Annotated in this window: 18 protein-coding genes; 8 read left to right on the top strand and 10 right to left on the bottom strand. The window is 52.2% G+C overall.

Annotated elements, in window-relative coordinates; translation table 11 throughout:
- The first annotated feature begins 6 nt into the window (after window positions 1-6).
- Entirely contained in the window at window positions 7-1,683 is a 1,677-nt protein-coding gene (fadD, locus tag A6A26_RS17065) for a long-chain-fatty-acid--CoA ligase FadD (RefSeq protein WP_128604249.1), read from the top strand.
- A 99-nt stretch (window positions 1,684-1,782) separates the two neighbouring features.
- Window positions 1,783-2,904, top strand: a complete 1,122-nt coding sequence (rnd, locus tag A6A26_RS17060) for a ribonuclease D (protein WP_063879838.1) — start codon at window positions 1,783-1,785, stop codon at window positions 2,902-2,904.
- A gap of 48 nt (window positions 2,905-2,952) precedes the next feature.
- On the opposite strand, the gene minE is transcribed toward rnd, so the two are convergent.
- From minE to minC, 3 genes are read right to left on the bottom strand one after another with little or no spacing between them, the layout of a single operon-like run.
- Complete coding sequence (minE, locus tag A6A26_RS17055) at window positions 2,953-3,222, bottom strand: cell division topological specificity factor MinE (protein ID WP_063879837.1); 270 nt, start codon at window positions 3,220-3,222, stop codon at window positions 2,953-2,955.
- A 3-nt stretch (window positions 3,223-3,225) separates the two neighbouring features.
- Entirely contained in the window at window positions 3,226-4,038 is an 813-nt protein-coding gene (minD, locus tag A6A26_RS17050; protein WP_063879836.1) for a septum site-determining protein MinD, read from the bottom strand.
- A gap of 33 nt (window positions 4,039-4,071) precedes the next feature.
- Window positions 4,072-4,770 carry a septum site-determining protein MinC gene (minC, locus tag A6A26_RS17045; RefSeq protein WP_063879835.1) on the bottom strand — a complete coding sequence of 233 codons (699 nt, stop codon included), beginning with the start codon at window positions 4,768-4,770 and terminating at the stop codon, window positions 4,072-4,074.
- A gap of 154 nt (window positions 4,771-4,924) precedes the next feature.
- Between minC and A6A26_RS17040 the strand changes: the two genes are divergently transcribed.
- The 3 genes from A6A26_RS17040 to A6A26_RS17030 all read left to right on the top strand — a co-directional run bounded on the left by A6A26_RS17040 (window position 4,925) and on the right by A6A26_RS17030 (window position 6,669).
- Entirely contained in the window at window positions 4,925-5,200 is a 276-nt protein-coding gene (locus A6A26_RS17040; RefSeq protein ID WP_063879834.1) for a YcgL domain-containing protein, read from the top strand.
- 299 nt (window positions 5,201-5,499) lie between these two features.
- Window positions 5,500-6,159, top strand: coding sequence for a fumarylacetoacetate hydrolase family protein (locus A6A26_RS17035; protein ID WP_063879833.1), 660 nt, complete (start codon window positions 5,500-5,502; stop codon window positions 6,157-6,159).
- Between the two features lie 63 nt (window positions 6,160-6,222).
- The gene (locus A6A26_RS17030; protein ID WP_063879832.1) at window positions 6,223-6,669 is read left to right on the top strand and encodes a YcgN family cysteine cluster protein; all 447 of its coding nucleotides are present in this window, start codon (window positions 6,223-6,225) and stop codon (window positions 6,667-6,669) included.
- 41 nt (window positions 6,670-6,710) lie between these two features.
- Here A6A26_RS17030 and dsbB read toward each other — a convergent pair whose 3' ends face one another.
- Window positions 6,711-7,241 carry a disulfide bond formation protein DsbB gene (gene dsbB, locus A6A26_RS17025; RefSeq protein WP_063879831.1) on the bottom strand — a complete coding sequence of 177 codons (531 nt, stop codon included), beginning with the start codon at window positions 7,239-7,241 and terminating at the stop codon, window positions 6,711-6,713.
- Between the two features lie 378 nt (window positions 7,242-7,619).
- Here dsbB and fadR point away from each other — a divergent pair, with 378 nt between their 5' ends.
- Window positions 7,620-8,339: a fatty acid metabolism transcriptional regulator FadR gene (gene fadR / locus A6A26_RS17020; protein ID WP_063879830.1), complete on the top strand. Its 720-nt coding sequence runs from the start codon at window positions 7,620-7,622 to the stop codon at window positions 8,337-8,339.
- A gap of 39 nt (window positions 8,340-8,378) precedes the next feature.
- Here the strand turns inward: fadR and A6A26_RS17015 are convergent, their stop codons facing one another.
- The gene (locus A6A26_RS17015; RefSeq protein ID WP_063879829.1) at window positions 8,379-9,914 is read right to left on the bottom strand and encodes a SpoVR family protein; all 1,536 of its coding nucleotides are present in this window, start codon (window positions 9,912-9,914) and stop codon (window positions 8,379-8,381) included.
- Window positions 9,915-10,417: 503 nt separating this feature from the next.
- Here A6A26_RS17015 and A6A26_RS17010 point away from each other — a divergent pair.
- Together A6A26_RS17010 and dadX are read left to right on the top strand one after the other, a co-directional pair.
- Window positions 10,418-11,719: a D-amino acid dehydrogenase gene (locus A6A26_RS17010; RefSeq protein ID WP_063879828.1), complete on the top strand. Its 1,302-nt coding sequence runs from the start codon at window positions 10,418-10,420 to the stop codon at window positions 11,717-11,719.
- Window positions 11,720-11,738: 19 nt separating this feature from the next.
- Window positions 11,739-12,809 carry a catabolic alanine racemase DadX gene (dadX, locus tag A6A26_RS17005; RefSeq protein WP_063879827.1) on the top strand — a complete coding sequence of 357 codons (1,071 nt, stop codon included), beginning with the start codon at window positions 11,739-11,741 and terminating at the stop codon, window positions 12,807-12,809.
- On the opposite strand, the gene A6A26_RS17000 is transcribed toward dadX, so the two are convergent.
- The 5 genes from A6A26_RS17000 to A6A26_RS16980 form a co-directional block, all read right to left on the bottom strand.
- Window positions 12,802-14,001: a multidrug effflux MFS transporter gene (locus A6A26_RS17000; RefSeq protein WP_063879826.1), complete on the bottom strand. Its 1,200-nt coding sequence runs from the start codon at window positions 13,999-14,001 to the stop codon at window positions 12,802-12,804. The genes dadX and A6A26_RS17000 overlap by 8 nt on opposite strands.
- Window positions 14,002-14,123: 122 nt before the next feature.
- Window positions 14,124-15,590 (bottom strand): undecaprenyl-phosphate galactose phosphotransferase WbaP, encoded by a 1,467-nt coding sequence (gene wbaP, locus A6A26_RS16995; RefSeq protein ID WP_063879825.1) that lies wholly within the window; start codon window positions 15,588-15,590, stop codon window positions 14,124-14,126.
- A gap of 377 nt (window positions 15,591-15,967) precedes the next feature.
- Window positions 15,968-16,201 carry a DUF1480 family protein gene (locus A6A26_RS16990; protein ID WP_063879824.1) on the bottom strand — a complete coding sequence of 78 codons (234 nt, stop codon included), beginning with the start codon at window positions 16,199-16,201 and terminating at the stop codon, window positions 15,968-15,970.
- Window positions 16,202-16,277: 76 nt separating this feature from the next.
- Window positions 16,278-18,005, bottom strand: coding sequence for a potassium/proton antiporter (locus A6A26_RS16985; RefSeq protein ID WP_063879823.1), 1,728 nt, complete (start codon window positions 18,003-18,005; stop codon window positions 16,278-16,280).
- Window positions 18,006-18,250: 245 nt separating this feature from the next.
- On the bottom strand, window positions 18,251-19,525 hold the full coding sequence (locus A6A26_RS16980) for a YeaH/YhbH family protein (protein WP_063879822.1): 1,275 nt from the start codon (window positions 19,523-19,525) through the stop codon (window positions 18,251-18,253).
- Window positions 19,526-19,562 lie beyond the last annotated feature (37 nt).

The following is a 19,562-nucleotide window of genomic DNA, read 5'->3' as shown; positions in this document are numbered from 1 at the left end:
GAATCCTTGAATAAGGTTTGGCTAAAACGCTACCCGGCAGACGTACCTGCCGAAATCAATGCTGATCGTTACCACTCTCTGGTTGATATGTTTGAGCAGGCCGTTGTCCGCTACGCTGAGCAGCCTGCTTTTTATAACATGGGTCAAAAGATGACCTATCGCCAACTGGACGAGAAAAGCCGGGCCTTCGCCGCCTATTTGCAACATGCGCTGAAACTGCAGCCCGGCGATCGTGTTGCTTTGATGATGCCGAACCTCCTGCAATATCCGGTGGCGCTGTTTGGTGTTCTGCGGGCAGGGATGGTGGTGGTCAACGTTAATCCGCTCTACACGCCGCGCGAATTAAAACATCAACTCAATGACAGCGGTGCCAGTGCAATCGTCATTGTTTCTAACTTTGCGCATACGCTGGAAAAAGTCGTCAGTGAAACCGCCGTGAAACACGTTGTTCTGACCCGCATGGGCGACCAGCTTGCGCCGGTTAAAGCCACGCTGGTGAACTTTGTGGTGAAGTATGTGAAGCGGCTGGTGCCCAAATATCATCTGCCAGGCGCGATATCGTTTCGCCATGTGCTGGATGCCGGTGAAAAAATGGCGTACCAGCGTCCGGAAGTCAGCAACGATGACCTGGCATTTTTGCAATACACGGGCGGCACCACCGGCGTGGCCAAAGGCGCTATGCTTACCCACCGCAATATGCAGGCCAACCTGGAGCAAACCAAAGCGACCTACGGCAAGCTGTTACGTGACGGTAAAGAGTGCGTCGTCACGGCATTACCGCTCTACCACATCTTTGCATTAACCGTTAACGGCTTGCTGTTCGTTGAGTTAGGCGGCCAGAATCTGTTAATCACCAATCCGCGCGACATTCCCGGCTTTGTTAAAGAGATCGCCAAATATCCGTTTACCGCCATTACCGGCGTGAATACGCTGTTCAATGCGCTGCTTAATGACGACAACTTTAACAAACTCGACTTCTCGACGTTACGCCTTTCAGCGGGCGGCGGCATGGCAGTACAAAAAGCGGTGGCTGAACGCTGGGAAAAGCTCACAGGACACTATTTGCTGGAAGGCTATGGTCTGACGGAATGTTCCCCCCTGGTCTCGGTAAACCCCTATGACATCAGCTGTCACACGGGCAGTATCGGATTACCTGTGCCCTCAACGGACGTGATTATTCTGGATGAGAGTGGGAACGAAGTGCCTACCGGAGAGCCTGGCGAACTGTGCATCCGTGGCCCTCAGGTGATGCTCGGCTACTGGCAGCACCCGGAGGCCACAGCAGAAGTCCTGAAAAATGGCTGGCTCCATAGCGGGGATATTGTTACCGTTGATCCCGAAGGATTTATCCGTATCGTGGACCGCAAAAAGGATATGATTCTGGTGTCGGGCTTTAACGTCTATCCTAATGAGATTGAAGATGTCCTGATGCAGCATCCCAAAGTGCGTGAAGCGGCAGCGATTGGCGTGCCCAGCGAGCTGTCCGGCGAGGCCGTTAAAGTCTGCGTGGTTAAAAAAGATCACTCGCTGACCAAAGAAGAACTGCTGGATCACTGTCGTCGCCAGCTCACGGGCTATAAAGTGCCTAAAATCGTCGAGTTTCGCGATGAACTGCCAAAAACCAATGTAGGAAAAATTCTGCGTCGCGAACTGCGCGACGAGGTGAAAACCAGCACAGGCTGATTCACCGTCAGGATTCAGGTTGAACGCCGGCGCTGTCCGGCGTTTTTATTGCTTTTAACATGGAGCACCGCACGTTGTCGGCTGCGGTGAAAACTGAACGTGAACTATTCCCTGATCGAGAACGATGATCACCTGGCCGAGGTGTGCCACAAAGCACGCCAGCATACGGCCGTCGCCCTGGATACCGAATTTGTCCGTACCCGTACTTACTATCCGCAGCTGGGACTGATTCAGCTGTTTGATGGCGAACAGTTAGTGTTGATCGATCCGTTACCCGTTCGTGACTGGTCACCGTTTATTGAACTGCTAACGGACACCCGCGTGACGAAATTTCTCCATGCGGGCGGGGAAGATCTGGAAGTGTTCCTGCACCGTTTCGGTGTCCTGCCACAGCCGATGATTGATACACAGATTCTGGCGGCTTTCAGTGGTCAGCCGCTTTCCTGGGGATTTGCCTCAATGGTGGCGCACTTTACGCAGGTTGAATTAGATAAGAGTGAAGCGCGGACCGACTGGTTAGCCCGTCCGCTCACGGAACGGCAGTGCCAGTATGCGGCGGCGGATGTGCATTACCTGCTGCCGATTGCTCATCAACTGATACAGCAGGTGGAGCAGGCCGGTAATATGGCCGCGGCACTGAGTGAATGCGAAAACCTGTGTCAGCGTCGGCTGGATACGTTAGCGCCGGAGGATGCGTGGCGTGATATCACTAACGCCTGGCAGTTGCGTCCGCGCCAGCTGGCGGCGCTGCAACGCCTGGCGGCATGGCGCCTGAAAGTGGCGCGTGAAAAAGACATGGCGGTCAATTTTGTGGTGCGTGAAGAGAACCTGTGGAAAGTCGCACGTTTTATGCCGGGTTCTCAGGGTGAGTTAGATCATCTGGGCTTATCGGGCCATGAGATTCGTTTCCACGGCAGGGCGATGCTGGCGCAGGTGGCAGAAGCCGCTGAGCTGGATGAGAGTGCGTTACCGCCGCCGTTAAGCAATCTGGTGGATCATGTGAATTACAAGCGGGCGTTTAAGGCAATCAAAGCGCTGGTACAGCAGGTGAGTGAGCAGAGTGGTTTTAGTCAGGAACTGCTGGCGTCTCGTCGCCAGATCAATCAGGTGTTAAGTCAGCACTGGGGGCTTAAGCCACAGAACCGCGAACCCGAGCTGTTAACAGGCTGGCGTGGCGAGTTGCTGAAACCCGGTATTACCGACATCCTTGCCGGGCTGTAAAAAATTTCCCCTGCAACTGCGCAGGGGAAAGTCAGGAAACGGTTGACGTCATTTAGGCACGTCTTCCGTTTCGGGTAGCGTGACGTTCAGTTCAAGAATGGAGATATCATCCCCTTTCTGATCGAGTTGAACCGTCACCATGTCCGGATCAATCTTCACGTATCTGCAAATCACTTCAAGAATGTCGCGCTTAAGTTGCGGAAGATAATGGGGCTCACTGTCGCCCCTTCTCCGTTCTGCCACAATAATCTGTAGCCTTTCCTTGGCTATATTGGCAGTGTTCTTCTTCCGGGATAAAAAGAAATCAAGTAATGCCATGGTTTATCCCCCGAACAGGCGTTTCAGGAAACCCTTCTTCTCTTCTTCAATAAAGCGGAAGGGGCGAACTTCACCGAGTAACCGGTCAACGGTATCGGCATAGGCTTTACCAGCATCAGACTCACCGTCCAGAATCACCGGCTCGCCCTGGTTAGAGGCACGAAGTACGGACTGATCTTCCGGGATTACGCCGACCAGAGGAATGCGCAGAATTTCCAGCACATCTTCCATGCTCAGCATATCGCCACGATTAACGCGACCCGGGTTATAACGGGTCAGCAGCAGATGCTCCTTAACCGGTTCCTGGCTGGTTTCAGCGCGGCGGGATTTTGAAGAGATGATGCCGAGAATACGGTCAGAGTCGCGGACAGAGGAGACTTCCGGGTTCGTGGTAATAATGGCTTCATCTGCAAAATACAGTGCCATTAATGCCCCGGTTTCAATGCCGGCTGGCGAATCACAGACGATGAAATCAAACGCCATCTCTGCAAGATCGTTCAGGACCTTTTCGACACCTTCACGAGTCAGGGCGTCTTTATCACGGGTTTGTGAGGCTGGCAGAATATAAAGTTGCTCAGTGCGCTTATCACGAATCAATGCCTGGTTCAGCGTGGCATCACCCTGAATGACATTAACAAAATCGTAAACAACCCGGCGTTCGCAACCCATGATTAAATCAAGGTTACGCAGGCCGATATCAAAGTCGATGACAACCGTTTTTTTGCCTTTCTGCGCTAAACCGGTGGCGATGGCCGCGCTTGACGTGGTCTTACCAACGCCCCCTTTACCGGATGTAACTACAATAATGCGTGCCATAAATGTTGATTTCCTTAACGAAAGAAAAGGGGCCTAATTAAGTGTCTGTATAGTCAGCGCGCCATCCTGAAGACGGAGGCGTGCTGCTTTAGCAAAAAACGCTTCGGGGATTTGATCCATGATCCAGTACTCCCCGGCGATAGAAACCAACTCTGCTGCAAGGTTGGTGCAAAAAATCTGGCAATCGCTGTCACCGCTGGCACCTGCCAGAGCACGGCCACGCATCATGCCATAGATATGAATATTGCCATCAGCGACCAGTTCCGCACCGGCGCTCACGCTGCTGGTGACGATCAAATCCGCATTGCGGGCATAAATTTGCTGGCCAGAGCGCACCGGCGTGTTAACGATGCGTGTTTTCGCTACCAGCGGTTCGGCTGCAGCGGGCTTGAGTTCCGGCTCCTGCGCGTCACGCTTGTGGCTCTCTTTGCCTTCAGCCAGCACCGGAAGTCCGACGCGGGCAATCATTTTTTTCAGCGCATCATCTTTGCATCCACTGACCCCGACGATACGCAGTCCCGTTTCGCTCACGGCCTGCTGCATCTGTTTCCAGTTCACCGCGGCATCGAGGGCCGCAACATTCAGCACCACGGGTGCGTTCTTCAGGAAATCTGGAGCCTGGTCAATTTTGTCCTGGAGCGCTTTGCGGATCACCTCTGGCTCATGGTGATGCAAATGAACGACGGACAAGGTAAAACTGCTTCCCTTAAATTCGATTGGCGATTGCGGCATCTGTCCCGACTCAGTCCTGTTTTACTACCCTGTGCTAAGCGATGATAAAAGCATCGTTAAAGCGCGATCGGCGAATATTCGAAGTACTGCAAGCATGTTATAGTTACCGCTATATTCAAACAAGCCTCAGCGCTGGTTAATTCGAGTAAAAAATATGTTTTGTGTGATCTACAGAAGTCCGGTCCGCGACCGAACTTATCTCTACGTTGAAAAAAAGGACGATTTTTCACGCGTTCCTGACGCCCTGCTCAAAGGCTTTGGTAAGCCGCAACTCGCGATGGTGGTAAACCTTGCCCAACGCGACAAACTGGCTAATGCAGACATCAATAACGTTAAGCAGGGTTTAAGCGATCAGGGATATTATTTGCAAATTCCCCCACCGATCGAAAGTTTGTTAAAAACGCATCTCGAACACGACAGAAAAGATTAACTCGGATTGTTCCTTTAATATAAATTTTGCGCGACGGTCGGCGGCCAATTTATATTCCCAGCCGGGGTGAATAATAATTGTGCAGCACCGCTGTTTTTTTGCTTTTTCCGTGCAATCCGATCGGTCATCGGTTCGCGGTGACGCACAAATAGCCTGGCTGACTTGTTGACAATTTTCACGCATCTGTCAGGTTTAACCACTCTTAACCGTTATGAACAGGCTGGCTTTGCGTGCCGTCTGTCCGTAACGTCAACCCGCCGATATGGCTGACATTTCGGTAACATAAGCAGGGGATTAGCATGTATCAGCATCGTAACTGGCAAGGCGCTTTGTTAGATTATCCCGTGGGTAAAGTGGTGTGTGTTGGCAGTAACTATGCGAAGCACATTAAAGAAATGGGCAGTGCGACACCGACCGAACCGGTAATTTTTATTAAACCGCAAACGGCCTTATGCGATATGCGTCAGCCTTTATCGATTCCTGATGCGTTTGGTGAAGTGCATCATGAGGTTGAGCTGGCGGTGCTGATTGGCACCACCCTGAAACAGGCTTCAGACGCGCATGTGGCCAAAGCCATTGCCGGTTATGGTGTGGCACTAGATTTAACCCTGCGCGATCTCCAGGCGGGCTTAAAAAAAGCCGGGCAGCCCTGGGAAAAAGCGAAAGCCTTTGATAACGCCTGTCCTCTGTCGGGTTTTATTCCAACTGCGGAATTTTCAGGTGATCCACAGAACACCGAACTGAAGCTGGTCGTGAACGGTGAGGTTCGTCAGCACGGCAATACCGCCGATATGATTCACAAAATCCTGCCGCTGATTGCCCATATGAGCCAGTATTTTACCCTGCACGCGGGTGACGTCATCCTGACCGGTACGCCAGAAGGCGTTGGGCCAATGCACGCTGGCGATACGTTAGAGGTTTCCATCGCGGGCCATGGCATCAGCACGCGGGTACTGTAAAACTTGCATCATTGGGCCAATATCTTTATAAGGTGCGGTTTATGCTAAATCTGGACAACCATCATGACTGAAACCCCTTTCTGGCAACACAAGCGCCTGGCACAAATGAGCGATGAGGAATGGGAATCCTTGTGTGATGGTTGTGGCCAGTGCTGTCTGAACAAGTTACAGGACGCCGATACCGATGAAATTTATTTCACCAACGTCGCCTGTAACCAGCTCAACATCAAAACCTGCCAGTGTCGCAATTACGAGCGCCGGTTTGAATATGAAGAAGACTGCATCAAGCTGACGCGCGAAAACCTGACGACCTTTAACTGGTTGCCTCGCACCTGCGCCTATCGACTCCTGGGCGAGGGGAAACCGCTACCGGCCTGGCACCCGCTGCGCGCAGGGTCAAAAACCGAGATGCACGCTCAGCGCATTTCGGTGCGCTACATTGCCGTGCGGGAAAGTGAAGTCCGCGACTGGGAAGATCATATTATCGACCGGCCAGATCGGAACGGATGATGCACATAAACGAAAGGCTGCCAGCGGCAGCCTTTTTTACGTTAGCGACCAAATAAGTCGCGGCGTTTAGGTTTCAACGGCTGAGCGATCAGTACCAGCACGCCGACCAACAGATAGGCGGCGAAAATACCGATCATCCACTGTGGCATGCTGAGAGACAGAAAATCCCATCCGCGATCTGAGCAATCCCCGCTGGCAACAAATACCGACGGCAGCCATTTATCCAGCGGCAACCATGTCGGGAAACGCGCAGCGAAATCACAGGTCACAAAGGGATTGGGATGCAGCAGGATCATCGTGTGTTCGTAAGACAACTGCAGCCCTTTCCAGGCGCTGTAAATCCACACCAGAATCGCCACCAGGCGTAACGGTGAGCGAGGCAGAAGAAAGCCGATAACGCCTGCCGCCACTACGCCGAACAGCGCGCAGCGGACATAAATACACATTACGCAGGGTTTGAAGCCCAAACCATGCTGAAACCATAACGCCGTAAGCTCCAAGGCCAGTGCTGTGAGTGCCAGTAATAACCAGGCACCGCGACCACGCGAACATTGGTTTAAATATCGCAACATATTGCATTCCCTGTAAACGTCAAGCCCGCAGTGTAAACCAAAAGTCGCTGCACGCCATCCTGCGTGGATAAAAAATCATGTACAAACATGACCTGACACTGCTCCAGATTAATGACCTCACGCAAACCGCCACACAGCATGTTATTGCTGTTCGTCGGTGGCGCTAAACCGGATAGGCAAGACCGCAGCCGTTGCGGTGGGGCAGGCGCAAAAATGAGGTGTGATTCGGGCTTAAATGGCGTCAAAGATTATCAGGGTAATCTGTCTTAATTTTTTGCTAAACCGCGCTTTTAATCGTTGTGCAGGCTATATCCGCTATAGGGCGTCTGGTATGATGAGTGCCCATTACGATCCAGAAAGCAATGAGAACACACAGTTATGGTTATTAAGGCGCAGAGTCCAGCCGGATTTGCTGAAGAGTATATAATTGAAAGCATCTGGAACAGCCGTTTTCCACCCGGATCGATTCTTCCTGCTGAACGTGAGCTTTCTGAACTGATTGGCGTGACGCGCACTACGTTACGTGAAGTGTTACAGCGTCTGGCACGTGACGGCTGGCTGACGATTCAGCACGGTAAACCCACGCGCGTTAACAACTTCTGGGAAACCTCGGGTCTTAATATTCTTGAAACCCTGGCGCGACTCGATCACGACAGCGTGCCCGCACTGATCGATAACCTGTTATCCGTTCGCACCAATATTTCCTCTATCTTTATTAGCCGCGCATTACGCCATTATCCTGAGAAGGCACGCGAAGTGCTGGAGGCCGTTAATAGTGCTGAAGACCAGGTCGATAGCTATACCGAACTGGATTACAAGGTGTTCCGTGGCCTGGCGTTTGCCTCCGGCAACCCAATCTATGGCCTGATCCTGAACGGGCTAAAAGGGCTCTATACCCGGGTTGGACGACACTACTTTTCTAATCCGGAAGCCCGCAAAGTGGCCAGAGATTTCTATCAGACGCTGCTTGCCCTGTGTGATAAAGAGCCCACTCAGGACGAAATCGTCGAGTGCGTGCGCCGCTATGGCCGTCAGAGCGGTGATATCTGGCATTCAATGCAAAAAACGATGCCTGACGATTTAGGCAGCAAGCGTTAATAAAAAACCGGACGTGACGTCCGGTTTTTTTTTGTCCATTTACAGCGGGGAGTTACGCGGTGGATTTCGGTCCAGTAGCTCTACCGTTCCGTCTTCATTCTGTTGTTCCAGAATCACATCAAACCCCCACAGGCGATGGACGTGCTTAAGCACTTCCCGGCGGCTTTTATCCAGCGGTGCACGACTTTGCGGTACATAGCGTAGCGTCAGTGAACGATCGCCGCGTAAGTCGACGTTATAAACCTGTATGTTGGGTTCCAGATTACTCAGGTTGTACTGCGCCGAAAGCTGCTGGCGAACGGCGCGGTAGCCGGATTCATCGTGGATAGCTGCAATCTCCAGAAAGTTATTACGATCGTCATCCAGCACGGTAAACAGACGGAAGTCACGCATGACCTTAGGCGACAGAAACTGGCTGATAAAGCTCTCATCTTTAAATTCACGCATCGCAAAATGCATCGTTTTAAGCCAGTCAGAACCCGCAATATCCGGGAACCAGTAGCGATCTTCTTCGGTTGGCGACTGGCAAATGCGTTTGATGTCCTGGAACATGGCAAAGCCTAACGCATACGGATTAATCCCGCTGTACCACTGGCTGTTATAAGGCGGCTGAAAAATGACGTTGGTATGGCTGTGCAAAAACTCCATCATAAAGCGTTCAGACACTTTGCCTTCATCATAGAGGTGATTCAGGATGGTGTAGTGCCAGAAGGTTGCCCAGCCTTCATTCATCACCTGGGTTTGTTTCTGCGGGTAAAAATACTGGCTCACCTTACGGACGATACGCAAAATTTCACGCTGCCAGGATTCAAGCAGCGGGGCATTCTTTTCCATAAAGTAGAGCAGGTTTTCCTGCGGCTCTGACGGGTAACGCGCCGCTTCAATCTGAGTGGCTTCTTTTTCCCGTCGTGGCAGCGTACGCCACAGCGTATTCACCTGACTCTGTAAATACTCTTCACGGCTTTTCTGCCGAGCTTTCTCTTCCTGCAGCGAGATTTTCTGCGGACGTTTATAGCGATCAACCCCGTAGTTCATTAAGGCATGGCAGGAATCAAGCAGGCGCTCTACCTCCTCTACACCGTAACGCTCTTCACAGTCAGAGATGTAATTTTTAGCAAACAGCAAATAGTCGACGATGGAGCTGGCGTCGGTCCAGCTCCGAAACAGGTAGTTGTTTTTAAAGAAGGAGTTATGTCCGTAGCAGGCATGGGCCATCACCAGCGCCTGCATGGTCATGGTGTTCTCTTCCATCAGGTAGGCGATACAGGGATTGGAGTTAATCACAATCTCGTAAGCCAGGCCTTGCTGTCCGTGTTTATAGCGCTGTTCGGTCTCGATAAATTTTTTGCCGAATGACCAGTGCGAGTAGTTAATCGGCATGCCGACACTGGAGTAGGCATCCATCATCTGTTCTGAGGTGATCACTTCAATTTGGTGCGGGTAGGTGTCCAGACCGTAGTGTTTGGCTACACGGTCAATTTCAGCCAGATAGACATCCAGTAATTCGAATGTCCAGTCAGGACCATCGCTAATTCGTTTGCTGTCCATGAGGGAATCGTCAAAGATTGTGGTCATAGCGCACCTCTGTTTTGGCGAACGAGCGAACGCTGACTGGCTGCCCGTTACGATTTATTTAAGGCTCTTCCTGAGAAAGGAAACCCAAAAAAACTGAGTGAACATATCAATGATAGTTCACTGTCGCTTATCTGATCGGGGAACTCAAACGAATTCTTTGGCAGAAAAATCATTTCAGGTTGAAAGGGTTGGGATTAAATAGCCCTACTTGCTGCGCTGTGGGTTTTTTTTAGCATAAAGCACTGCTTTTTAGGATAAAGGCGCGCGTCAAATGATTCTCCTGCAATAGGAGGAATTAACTATAAACAATGTCATTTATGCCTGATTTTTTGCATCAGGGCGCATAAATCTCTGAATTTCAGTCTGTGAAATGATTTTAGTTACCTGCTGACGGAAAAAGAGGTGAAATAGTTGAATTGTTTAGAGGATGTTTCCACTTTGTGATCACACTGAATGTAAACCAGTGAACAGTGGATTATGCTTTTTAATTTCGCGGGGGACTTATGCACGTAGTGATTCTTGGAAGTGGCGTAGTAGGCGTAACAAGCGCATGGTATCTGGCGCGCGCCGGGCACCAGGTCACCGTGATCGATCGTCAGCCTCAGCCCGCTATGGAGACCAGCGCCGCGAATGCCGGACAGATCTCTCCGGGCTATGCTGCGCCCTGGGCGGCGCCGGGTGTACCACTGAAGGCAATGAAATGGATGTTCCAGCGTCATGCTCCACTGGCAATACGGCTGGACGGCAGTCGCTTTCAGCTCGAATGGATGTGGAACATGCTGCGCAACTGCGATATGCGTCACTACCAGCAAAACAAAAGCCGCATGGTCCGCCTGGCAGAATACAGCCGTGATTGCCTGAAAGCGCTCCGTGCCGAAACCGGCATTGCCTACGAAGGCCGCCAGGGCGGCACGCTGCAGCTGTTTCGTACCCAGCAGCAGTTTGACAGCGCCAGTAAAGACATTGCTGTACTGCGCGAGGCCGGCGTGCCCTACGAGTTGCTGGAGGCGCATCAGCTGTCCAGCGTCGAGCCTGCACTGGCGGCGACCCACCATAAACTCACCGGCGGATTACGCCTGCCGAATGATGAAACCGGGGATTGCCAACTTTTTACTCAACGTCTGGCTAAAATGGCCGAAGAAGCCGGAGTTGTCTTCCGTTTTAATACGCCAATCGATCAGTTGCTACGCGACGGCAATCGTATTTATGGCGTGAAGTGCGGTGAGGAAGTGATTAAAGGCGACAGCTATGTCGTGGCGCTGGGTTCCTATTCGACCTCGCTGATGAAGAATATCGTCGATATTCCCGTCTATCCGCTTAAAGGCTATTCCCTGACGATTCCGGTGACCAATCCCGATGCGGCACCGGTTTCTACGATTCTTGATGAAACCTACAAAGTGGCAGTGACGCGCTTTGATAACCGTATTCGCGTCGGCGGCATGGCCGAGATTGTTGGTTTTAACACCAAACTGCTGGAGGCGCGTCGTGAAACCCTGGAGATGGTGGTCACAGACCTTTATCCTGAAGGCGGTGATGTCAGCCAGGCGAGTTTCTGGACCGGCCTGCGCCCTATGACGCCAGATGGAACGCCGGTGGTTGGCGCTACGCCGCTCTCGAACCTTTATCTGAATACCGGACACGGTACACTGGGATGGACAATGGCGTGCGGTTCCGGTCAGTTACTCGCTGACGTCATGTCCGGAACATCATCCGCGATAGCCGCAGATGATCTCACCGTCTTTCGCTATTTACCCGGTTTTGCGGCCAGCCGATCGCCGCTTCGCAACGTTAACGCTACCCGTTAAGCCTTCAGGGAGAGGAAGTATGTCACGTCCAATTGTCGCTACCATCGATCAACACGCGTTGCGACATAACCTGGCGATTGCGCGCCGGGCGGCTCCTGCGTCACGCATCTGGTCAGTGGTCAAAGCGAATGCCTATGGTCACGGCATTGCCCGCGTATGGGAAAGCCTGTCAGCGACCGATGGTTTCGCTCTGCTTAACATGGAAGAGGCCATTATGTTGCGCGAGCAGGGCTGGAAAAAGCCGATATTACTGCTCGAAGGGTTCTTTCATCCTGATGACCTGGCATTAATCGATCGCTACCGGCTGACCACCAGTGTGCACAGCAACTGGCAGATTCACGCCCTGGCCAATGCCACGCTTTCTGCGCCTGTTGATATTTATCTGAAGATCAACAGCGGTATGAATCGTCTGGGGTTCCGTCCTGAGCAGGTCAATGGGATCTGGCATAAACTGCGTGCGATTGAAAACGTCGGGGATATCACGTTGATGGCGCACTTTGCCGATGCGGAAAATCCTGACGGTATTGTCGAACCGTTAAAGCGCATCGCGCAGGCCACGGAAGGGCTGGAAAGCCCGCTTTCATTGTCCAATTCGGCCTGTACGCTGTGGCATCCCGAAGCACATCACGACTGGGTGCGCCCGGGGATCATACTGTACGGTGCCTCACCAAGCGGTGACTGGCAGGATATCGCCAGCAGTGGTCTGAAGCCGGTGATGACGCTCACCAGTGAGATTATTGGCGTGCAGCAACTTCAGGCTGGAGATGGCGTAGGCTATGGCTACCGCTATCATGCAAAGCAGCCACAGCGTATCGGCGTGGTAGCCTGCGGCTATGCAGATGGTTATCCGCGCCATTCACCGACAGGCACCCCGGTTGCTGTTGACGGCATTATGACGCAGGTTGTCGGCGCGGTGTCTATGGACATGATTACGGTTGATCTCACGCCTTGCCCGCAGGCTGGCATTGGCTCGTCTGTCGAGTTATGGGGCGAAAACGTCAAAATCGATCAGGTGGCGAAAGCAGCCGGAACCGTGGGCTATGAGCTCATGTGCGCACTGGCCCCCCGCGTTCCGGTTAAGCTTATTTAACAGCGGTAATACGACTTTGCATGTTTTTGCTGCAGCGCCAGGCCAGGAAGGCCAGCGCTGCGCCCAGCAGCATCATCAATGTCAGCGACAGCTTTTCTGCCATCGGCAGGGCTACGACGATCAGACTGCCTGCTGCGCCTCCCGCCATCTGAATAAACCCCTGTAGCGCTGAAGCGACGCCCGCCTGCTGTTGATAGGGCTCCAGCGCATAGCTGGTGGCTGGCCCAACGGTGAAGGCCAGGCCAGCGACGGCAACCGCGACCGGAAACATATACAGCGCCCAGTGGGATTGCATACTCGCAGGGAATAACGTCATGCCTGCCACCAGCAGCACGGCACCCGTTAGCATCGTAATAAAGCCGATGGCCAGGCAAAACGGTCGGCCCGCTTTACGAATCGCTTTATTCACCACCACGCTAACCATCATGATCCAAAAACCATTGGCGCCGAAGGCGAAAGAGAAAGCCAGAGGGGACAGACCGCCTTCGGTCATTAATACCTGTGGGGCCAGTGATACATAGGTCAGCACCATGCCCAGGGCACCGGCACCGGCATTGGCAAAAGCAAAGGCCAGGAAGCGAGGTTGACGGAGAATGGTGGCGTACTGATTCACGGGAAGGCCTTTAACGCGCAGCGTATCCGCCGGGCGCGTTTCAGGGAGCCAGACGATAACCATCAGCATCACTACTGCCGCGTAAGCGCACAGGAACCAGAAGGGCGCTCGCCAGTCAAAGGCGCTGGCCAACAGCCCACCCAGTAACGGAGCCAGTGCGGGCACAATATTCAGTGCGCCATTCAGGAAGCCATAAGCCCGGGCGGCATCATCGCCGCTCAGTCGGTCGCGCACGCCGCTAAAGGCTACCACCGCGCTGCAACATACCGCGCAACCCTGTACCAGACGGGCCAGTAAAAACAGCGGGAAAGAGGTCGCCGTGGCGGCGATGGCGCTGCCCGCAATATAGAGCGCCAGGCCCAGCAAGGCGATGGGCTTACGTCCATAGTTGTCCACCAGCGGGCCACTGACCAGTTGCCCCAGGCCCATCACCAGCAAAAAGAGTGGGATAGTCGTTTGCACCAGGGCAACAGGTGTTGATAAGCCTTCGGCAATCTGGGGCAGCGTCGGTAAATAGAGATCGATGCCTAAAGGTGCCAGTAACACCAGGCTCAATAACAATAAGGTATATTTTTGCATAGCAACCAGAGGGTAAACGTTCGATAAAGCGAGGGAAGAGGGTAATGATTAACAGGACAAAAGGAAAGCGAATTACCGGGCGAAATCGCGATGCCTGTCCGAAACAGGCATCGCTGGCTACATCAGTAAGCGCCGTCGCGGCGGAATACCACGCCCGCCGTTTTAAACAGAATGGCGATGTCCGTCCACAACGCCCAGTTTTTAACATACCAGGAGTCAAAATAGACGCGGGTATCGTAATCAATATCGTTACGACCGCTGACCTGCCATAACCCGGTCATGCCCGGTTTTGCCATCAGGTAGTAATCCACATCGCCGGCATAACGCTCAAGCTCAGCCTCAATCACCGGCCGTGGTCCCACCAGACTCATTTCGCCACGGATCACGTTCCAGAGCTGCGGTAACTCATCAAGACTGGTTTTACGCAGGAAGCCGCCAATGCCTGTAATGCGTGGGTCTTTCTTAAGCTTAAAGTCTTTGTCCCATTCCCGGCGTGCCTCTTCGCTGGTCGCCAGGAGTTTTTCCAGAACCTCTTTGGAATTCGTGACCATCGAGCGGAACTTGAGACATTTGAACTTTTTGCCATCCTGGCCGATACGTTCGTGACCGTAAATCGCATTGCCGCCGTCACGCTTGACCATGTAGCAAAGCAGGCCGAAGACCGGTGCAAGGAAGAGCAGTAGCAATGATGCCACCACAATATCGAAGCCACGCTTCAGGAAGCGTGAGGAATGCTTCGCCAGGTTATTACTTACGCGCAGAATCATCACTTCATGGCTAAAAATAAACGACATGTCCGTACCGTAAAGCGGCACGCCGCGTAAGGTCGGGATCACTGACACGGAACGGCAGTTCATTTTGGATAAAAACTTCAACCAGCGGTCGCGTTCCGGTTGCTGCTCATACTCCATCGCGACAATAAACTGCACATTGTCACGGTCGATGGTGTTCCAGTTGATATCCTTCGCCGAGATGACGGGCACGCCATTAACACTCTGCTGCTGCGGCGCGTCTTCTACAGAGATAAACGCCTGAACGTTATAACCGAGAATTTCTTCACTTTGTAAGGCCGCGAAGGCTTCGGTGGCGTTGCGACCTGAACCAATGATGATGGTCTCTTTTTTCCATTGACCGGCTTTATTAATGGCTTTTTTTACGCCGGCGCGCATCAGCGGCAGCAGAAGCAGGGCATAGCTCCAACTGAACACCCACACCATGCGGGAAAAGTCCCATTTAGAAAACGCGATTAATGCCAGATCGAGCAGAGAGAAAACAACCAGTGTTTTGATAATCTCTTTCAGTTCGAACCAAAAGGGTTTGCGGTAAGTGTAGTGACGCAGACGCATCCAAAACCAGCCAGTACATAATACCGACATAATAAACTGCGCAATAAAACGGTTTTCAATTTGATGCGGTGGAATAAACGCATCAAGATCTCCCCAAATACCCTGAATAGTGGCAGCAGAGAGAAACAGCGCTAAATTCAGCGCAATAAGGTCGGAAAAACTGAGTGCAAACTTTACAAGAATATTCTTACGAAGACCGCTCCATGAGCGACTCGCATTGTTTATTACCATTGTACTTGCCATAAAACCTGCTCTCTTAATTAAGTAAAAGATGGCCTGACCAGAATCAAGTACGCGTTCAGGGGTTAACGACTGAAAATCCAAAACCGGGATGTTTTCAGTTTGTTACAGTCATTAGAGCCATTAACGCTGCAAGAAAAAATTTCGCTAAGCGTGAGTTGAGTCACGTAAAAATGCAGCACTGGGGAAGAGTATGCAGGAGATATTTGACAGAGTTAATACGGAATAATTCTTAAAAAACCAGGCGATAATCGCGTGAGTTTTGTTTAAGTGGCTAATTTGAAAGATAATATTTAAAAAGTATAACTTATGAGCAGTGCGTACAGGGGCTTTTTTTAGGAATTACCGCCAAATCCACTGTCTGGCGGCAATTCACAGGATCATGCTGATTTTTTTAATACCCAGCGGTCTTGTTGCTTATCGTAATGCCCGATGTGCAAGATGACTTCCTGGTCATCAATCCAGGCAGGAACGCTGGTGTCATGATCCCAGCCGTCGAGCTGATAACTCAGGCCGGGGTTGGTGTGGCAGGGAATACTCACTGTCACAGGTTCTTCGCTGCTGAATTCTGCATCGACAATTTCGTAGCGACCAATTTTAACCACGTGACCCATGGATAACTCCCGTTTTAACTGAATGTCATAAAAGCTTAGTGCAATTCAGCCAATTAACCGCGCCAATTAATTAAGATTATTCCTTGTCTTCACTTGGGCGCACACCAATTTTCACGATTTGATTATCTTCTTTTTCCGCCACGGTCCAGGTGAGCTGATTCCATTCAATCTGATCGCCTACGACGGGCGTGCCGCCGAGCATGCCGAGCATCAGTTGTCCCAGTGATTGTTGCGCGTTGGTGTGTTCATCCAGTTCAAGACCATATATTTGCGCCACATCGTTCAGGCGAGCGTCGGCATCAAGAATAAAGTCACCGAAGAAACGCTGATCCAGCGAGACGGGCGGCGACTGGCTGAACATTTTTCCCAACGCAGGCAGATCACGCTCACGACCAATGACGCAAATCACGTCGTTTTCTTTTAAACGCGTCGCGCTATCTGGATGCATCAACACGTTATCCCGAAACAGGGCGGCGATACGGGTTTCACGCGGCATCTGTAGATCGCGCAGCGCGGCGCCTACGCACCATTTGTCGGCACTAAGCTGATAGACAAACTGCTCCCAGGGATTTTCCGGATGGATATCCAGCCCGATGCGGCTGATGGGCGACGCCGTAGGCGGTACCACCACTTTGGCTTTCTTCGCGGCATATCCCAGCGAGGTGCCCTGCAGCATCAGTGAGACCAACACGACAAAGAAGGCAATATTAAAATAGAGCGACGCGTTTTCCAGGCCCGCCATCATCGGGAACACCGCCAGGATAATCGGCACCGCGCCACGCAGGCCCACCCAACTGATAAAAACCCGCTCGCGCCCGGTGAAGCCACGGAAGGGCAATAAGCCGATGAAGACGGACAGGGGGCGCGCAACCAAAATCAACCACAGCGAGAGAATCATGGCCGGGACCGCGATATGCCAAAGATCCGACGGCGTGACTAACAGGCCCAGCACGATAAACATGCCTATCTGACTGAGCCAGGCCATACCATCAAAGGTTTGCAGAATGCCAAAGCGGTTGCGGATAGGGCTGTTGCCGAGCAAGAAACCACACAGATACACGGCCAGAATCCCACTGCCTTCCAGGACCGTGGTCAGGGCAAACACCAGAATACCGCCGCTGAGTGCCAGTAAAGGGTAAAGGCCAGGAGCCAGGTTAATGCGGTTAATCAGCTGCTGCAGGGCCCAGCCGCCGCCCAGGCCCAGCACAATGCCCAGACCAAACTGTTGAATCAGGTGTACCACAAACATCCAGTCAAGGCCGGTTTTGCCCTGCTCGATCATCTCTATCAGCGTAATGGTGAGAAACACTGCCATAGGATCGTTGCTGCCAGACTCAATTTCCAGCGTTGAGCTTACGCGTTCATTCAGGCCTTTATCGCCCAGCAGTGAGAACACCGCCGCCGCATCGGTGGAACCGATAATGGCACCAATTAAAAAGCCCTGCATCATATCGAGCCGGAAAAGCCATGCGGCGACCAGACCGGTTAATCCAGCCGTGATAATGACGCCTACCGTTGCCAGCGACAGTGCCGGGCCCAGCGCCACCTTGAACGAGCTGGCTTTGGTGCGCATTCCGCCATCCAGCAGAATAATCGCCAGGGCAAGGTTAGAGATCAGGTAAGCGGCTGGGTAGTTATCGAAGGCGATACCGCCGATGCCATCAATCCCGGCTAACATTCCCAGCGCCAGGAAAATGACCAGGATAGGAATGCCCAGACGGGATGAAAAGGAACTGAGTAAGATACTCGACGCAACCAGCACGGACCCAATAATAAAAAGACTATAAACAATAGTGTGGTTCAAACCCGGTCTCCTGAGATACGGCAATCAATGTTAGCTAATGTGTAGAAACACCCATGCTATGTCTGCAAGATAATGTTTTATCAATGAGTTGTCATGGTCATTATGCAATTTATATCAATTGCTAATGCCTTTGTTACTCCAGTTTAACGATATTAATAGAGTAGTTGGAGGGTTTGTGACGGGGAAGGCCATGTTTTAACAGGTTATTAGACAAAAAAAAGCCGACAGGGCGTCGGCTTCGTGTCTCAGGCTTCCATTGCCTGCTTGTGAAACAGCTCACGGAACACCGGGTAGATATCCTCGGGTTCACGAATGTGCTGGATCGCAAAGTTATCGAATATCGACTGCAGGTGTTCATATTCGCGCCACAGGGTCTGGTGAGCACGACGGGTGATTTCAATATAGGTGTAGTAACGGACGACCGGTAAGATGTTCTTCGCCAGAATCTCATGACACAGCGGTGAATCATCCGCCCAGTTGTCGCCATCTGACGCCTGAGCAGCGTAGATATTCCACTGTGCCGGATCGTAACGCTCTTTGACCACTTCATCCATGAGCTTCAGGGCGCTCGACACGATGGTCCCGCCGGTTTCCTGTGAATAGAAAAACTCCTGCTCGTCGACTTCTTTGGCCTGTGTATGGTGCCGGATATAAACCACATCGACATTTTTGTAAGTGCGGCTCAGGAACAGGTAGAGCAAAATATAAAAGCGTTTTGCCATATCCTTGGTAGCCTGATCCATGGAGCCCGAGACGTCCATCAGGCAGAACATAACCGCCTGGCTGGAAGGTTCAGGGCGTTTTTCAAAGTTTTTGTAGCGTAAATCAAAGGTATCGATAAAGGGCACCCGAGCGATACGCGCACGCAAGTCGGCAATCTCTTTGCGTAAGCGCTCCTCTTCGAGCAACTGAGCCGGTTCTGACTTTTCAACCGTGGCGAGTTCATCTTCAAGCTGATGCAGCTGGCGACGTTTACCTGCGGTCATGGCAGTACGACGCGCCAGAGAGTTCTGCAGAGAGCGCACCACGCTGATGTTGGCCGGCACACCATTTGAGGTAAAACCCGCACGGTGGGTTTTATACTCGTTTAACTGGCGGTGCTGATTTTTACGCAAGTTGGGCAGCGCCAGATCTTCAAACAGCAGGTCCAGATATTCATCTTTGGAGATCTGAAAAACGAACTCATCCTGACCTTCACCGTCCTGACCGGCGTTGCCCTGACCGGAACCGCTGCCACCGCCGCCCTGCGGCCGCTCAACACGGTCATTTTGTATAAAGTGATCGTTGCCCGGATGGACACGATGGCGTTGCCCGCCGCGACCCTGATGGAAAATCGGTTCATTGATGTCATCAATCGGGATGGAAACGGATTCGCCACTACTGATGTCGGTCACCGAGCGTTTGTTGATGGCCTCGGAGATCGACTGCTTAATCTGGGACTTATAACGACGCAAGAAGCGCTGGCGGTTGACCGCGCTCTTGTTTTTACCGTTTAGTCGGCGATCGATAAAATAGGCCATGATGTTCCCCCAAACTACATTGCAAGCAGGCCGGGCT

Source organism: Pantoea sp. OXWO6B1, from assembly GCF_001641135.1.
Taxonomy (GTDB): Bacteria; Pseudomonadota; Gammaproteobacteria; order Enterobacterales; family Enterobacteriaceae; genus Pantoea; species Pantoea allii.
This window is presented reverse-complemented; position numbering and strand designations above follow the sequence as displayed.

Bases quoted from the DNA above. Each gene is read 5' to 3' on its own strand.
- minE (WP_063879837.1), bottom strand. From the start codon at position 3,222: ATGGCATTACTTGATTTCTTTTTATCCCGGAAGAAGAACACTGCCAAT.
- minD (WP_063879836.1), bottom strand. From the start codon at position 4,038: ATGGCACGCATTATTGTAGTTACATCCGGTAAAGGGGGCGTTGGTAAG.
- minC (WP_063879835.1), bottom strand. From the start codon at position 4,770: ATGCCGCAATCGCCAATCGAATTTAAGGGAAGCAGTTTTACCTTGTCC.
- A6A26_RS17040 (WP_063879834.1), top strand. From the start codon at position 4,925: ATGTTTTGTGTGATCTACAGAAGTCCGGTCCGCGACCGAACTTATCTC.
- A6A26_RS17035 (WP_063879833.1), top strand. From the start codon at position 5,500: ATGTATCAGCATCGTAACTGGCAAGGCGCTTTGTTAGATTATCCCGTG.
- A6A26_RS17030 (WP_063879832.1), top strand. From the start codon at position 6,223: ATGACTGAAACCCCTTTCTGGCAACACAAGCGCCTGGCACAAATGAGC.
- dsbB (WP_063879831.1), bottom strand. From the start codon at position 7,241: ATGTTGCGATATTTAAACCAATGTTCGCGTGGTCGCGGTGCCTGGTTA.
- fadR (WP_063879830.1), top strand. From the start codon at position 7,620: ATGGTTATTAAGGCGCAGAGTCCAGCCGGATTTGCTGAAGAGTATATA.
- A6A26_RS17015 (WP_063879829.1), bottom strand. From the start codon at position 9,914: ATGACCACAATCTTTGACGATTCCCTCATGGACAGCAAACGAATTAGC.
- A6A26_RS17010 (WP_063879828.1), top strand. From the start codon at position 10,418: ATGCACGTAGTGATTCTTGGAAGTGGCGTAGTAGGCGTAACAAGCGCA.
- dadX (WP_063879827.1), top strand. From the start codon at position 11,739: ATGTCACGTCCAATTGTCGCTACCATCGATCAACACGCGTTGCGACAT.
- A6A26_RS17000 (WP_063879826.1), bottom strand. From the start codon at position 14,001: ATGCAAAAATATACCTTATTGTTATTGAGCCTGGTGTTACTGGCACCT.
- wbaP (WP_063879825.1), bottom strand. From the start codon at position 15,590: ATGGCAAGTACAATGGTAATAAACAATGCGAGTCGCTCATGGAGCGGT.
- A6A26_RS16990 (WP_063879824.1), bottom strand. From the start codon at position 16,201: ATGGGTCACGTGGTTAAAATTGGTCGCTACGAAATTGTCGATGCAGAA.
- A6A26_RS16980 (WP_063879822.1), bottom strand. From the start codon at position 19,525: ATGGCCTATTTTATCGATCGCCGACTAAACGGTAAAAACAAGAGCGCG.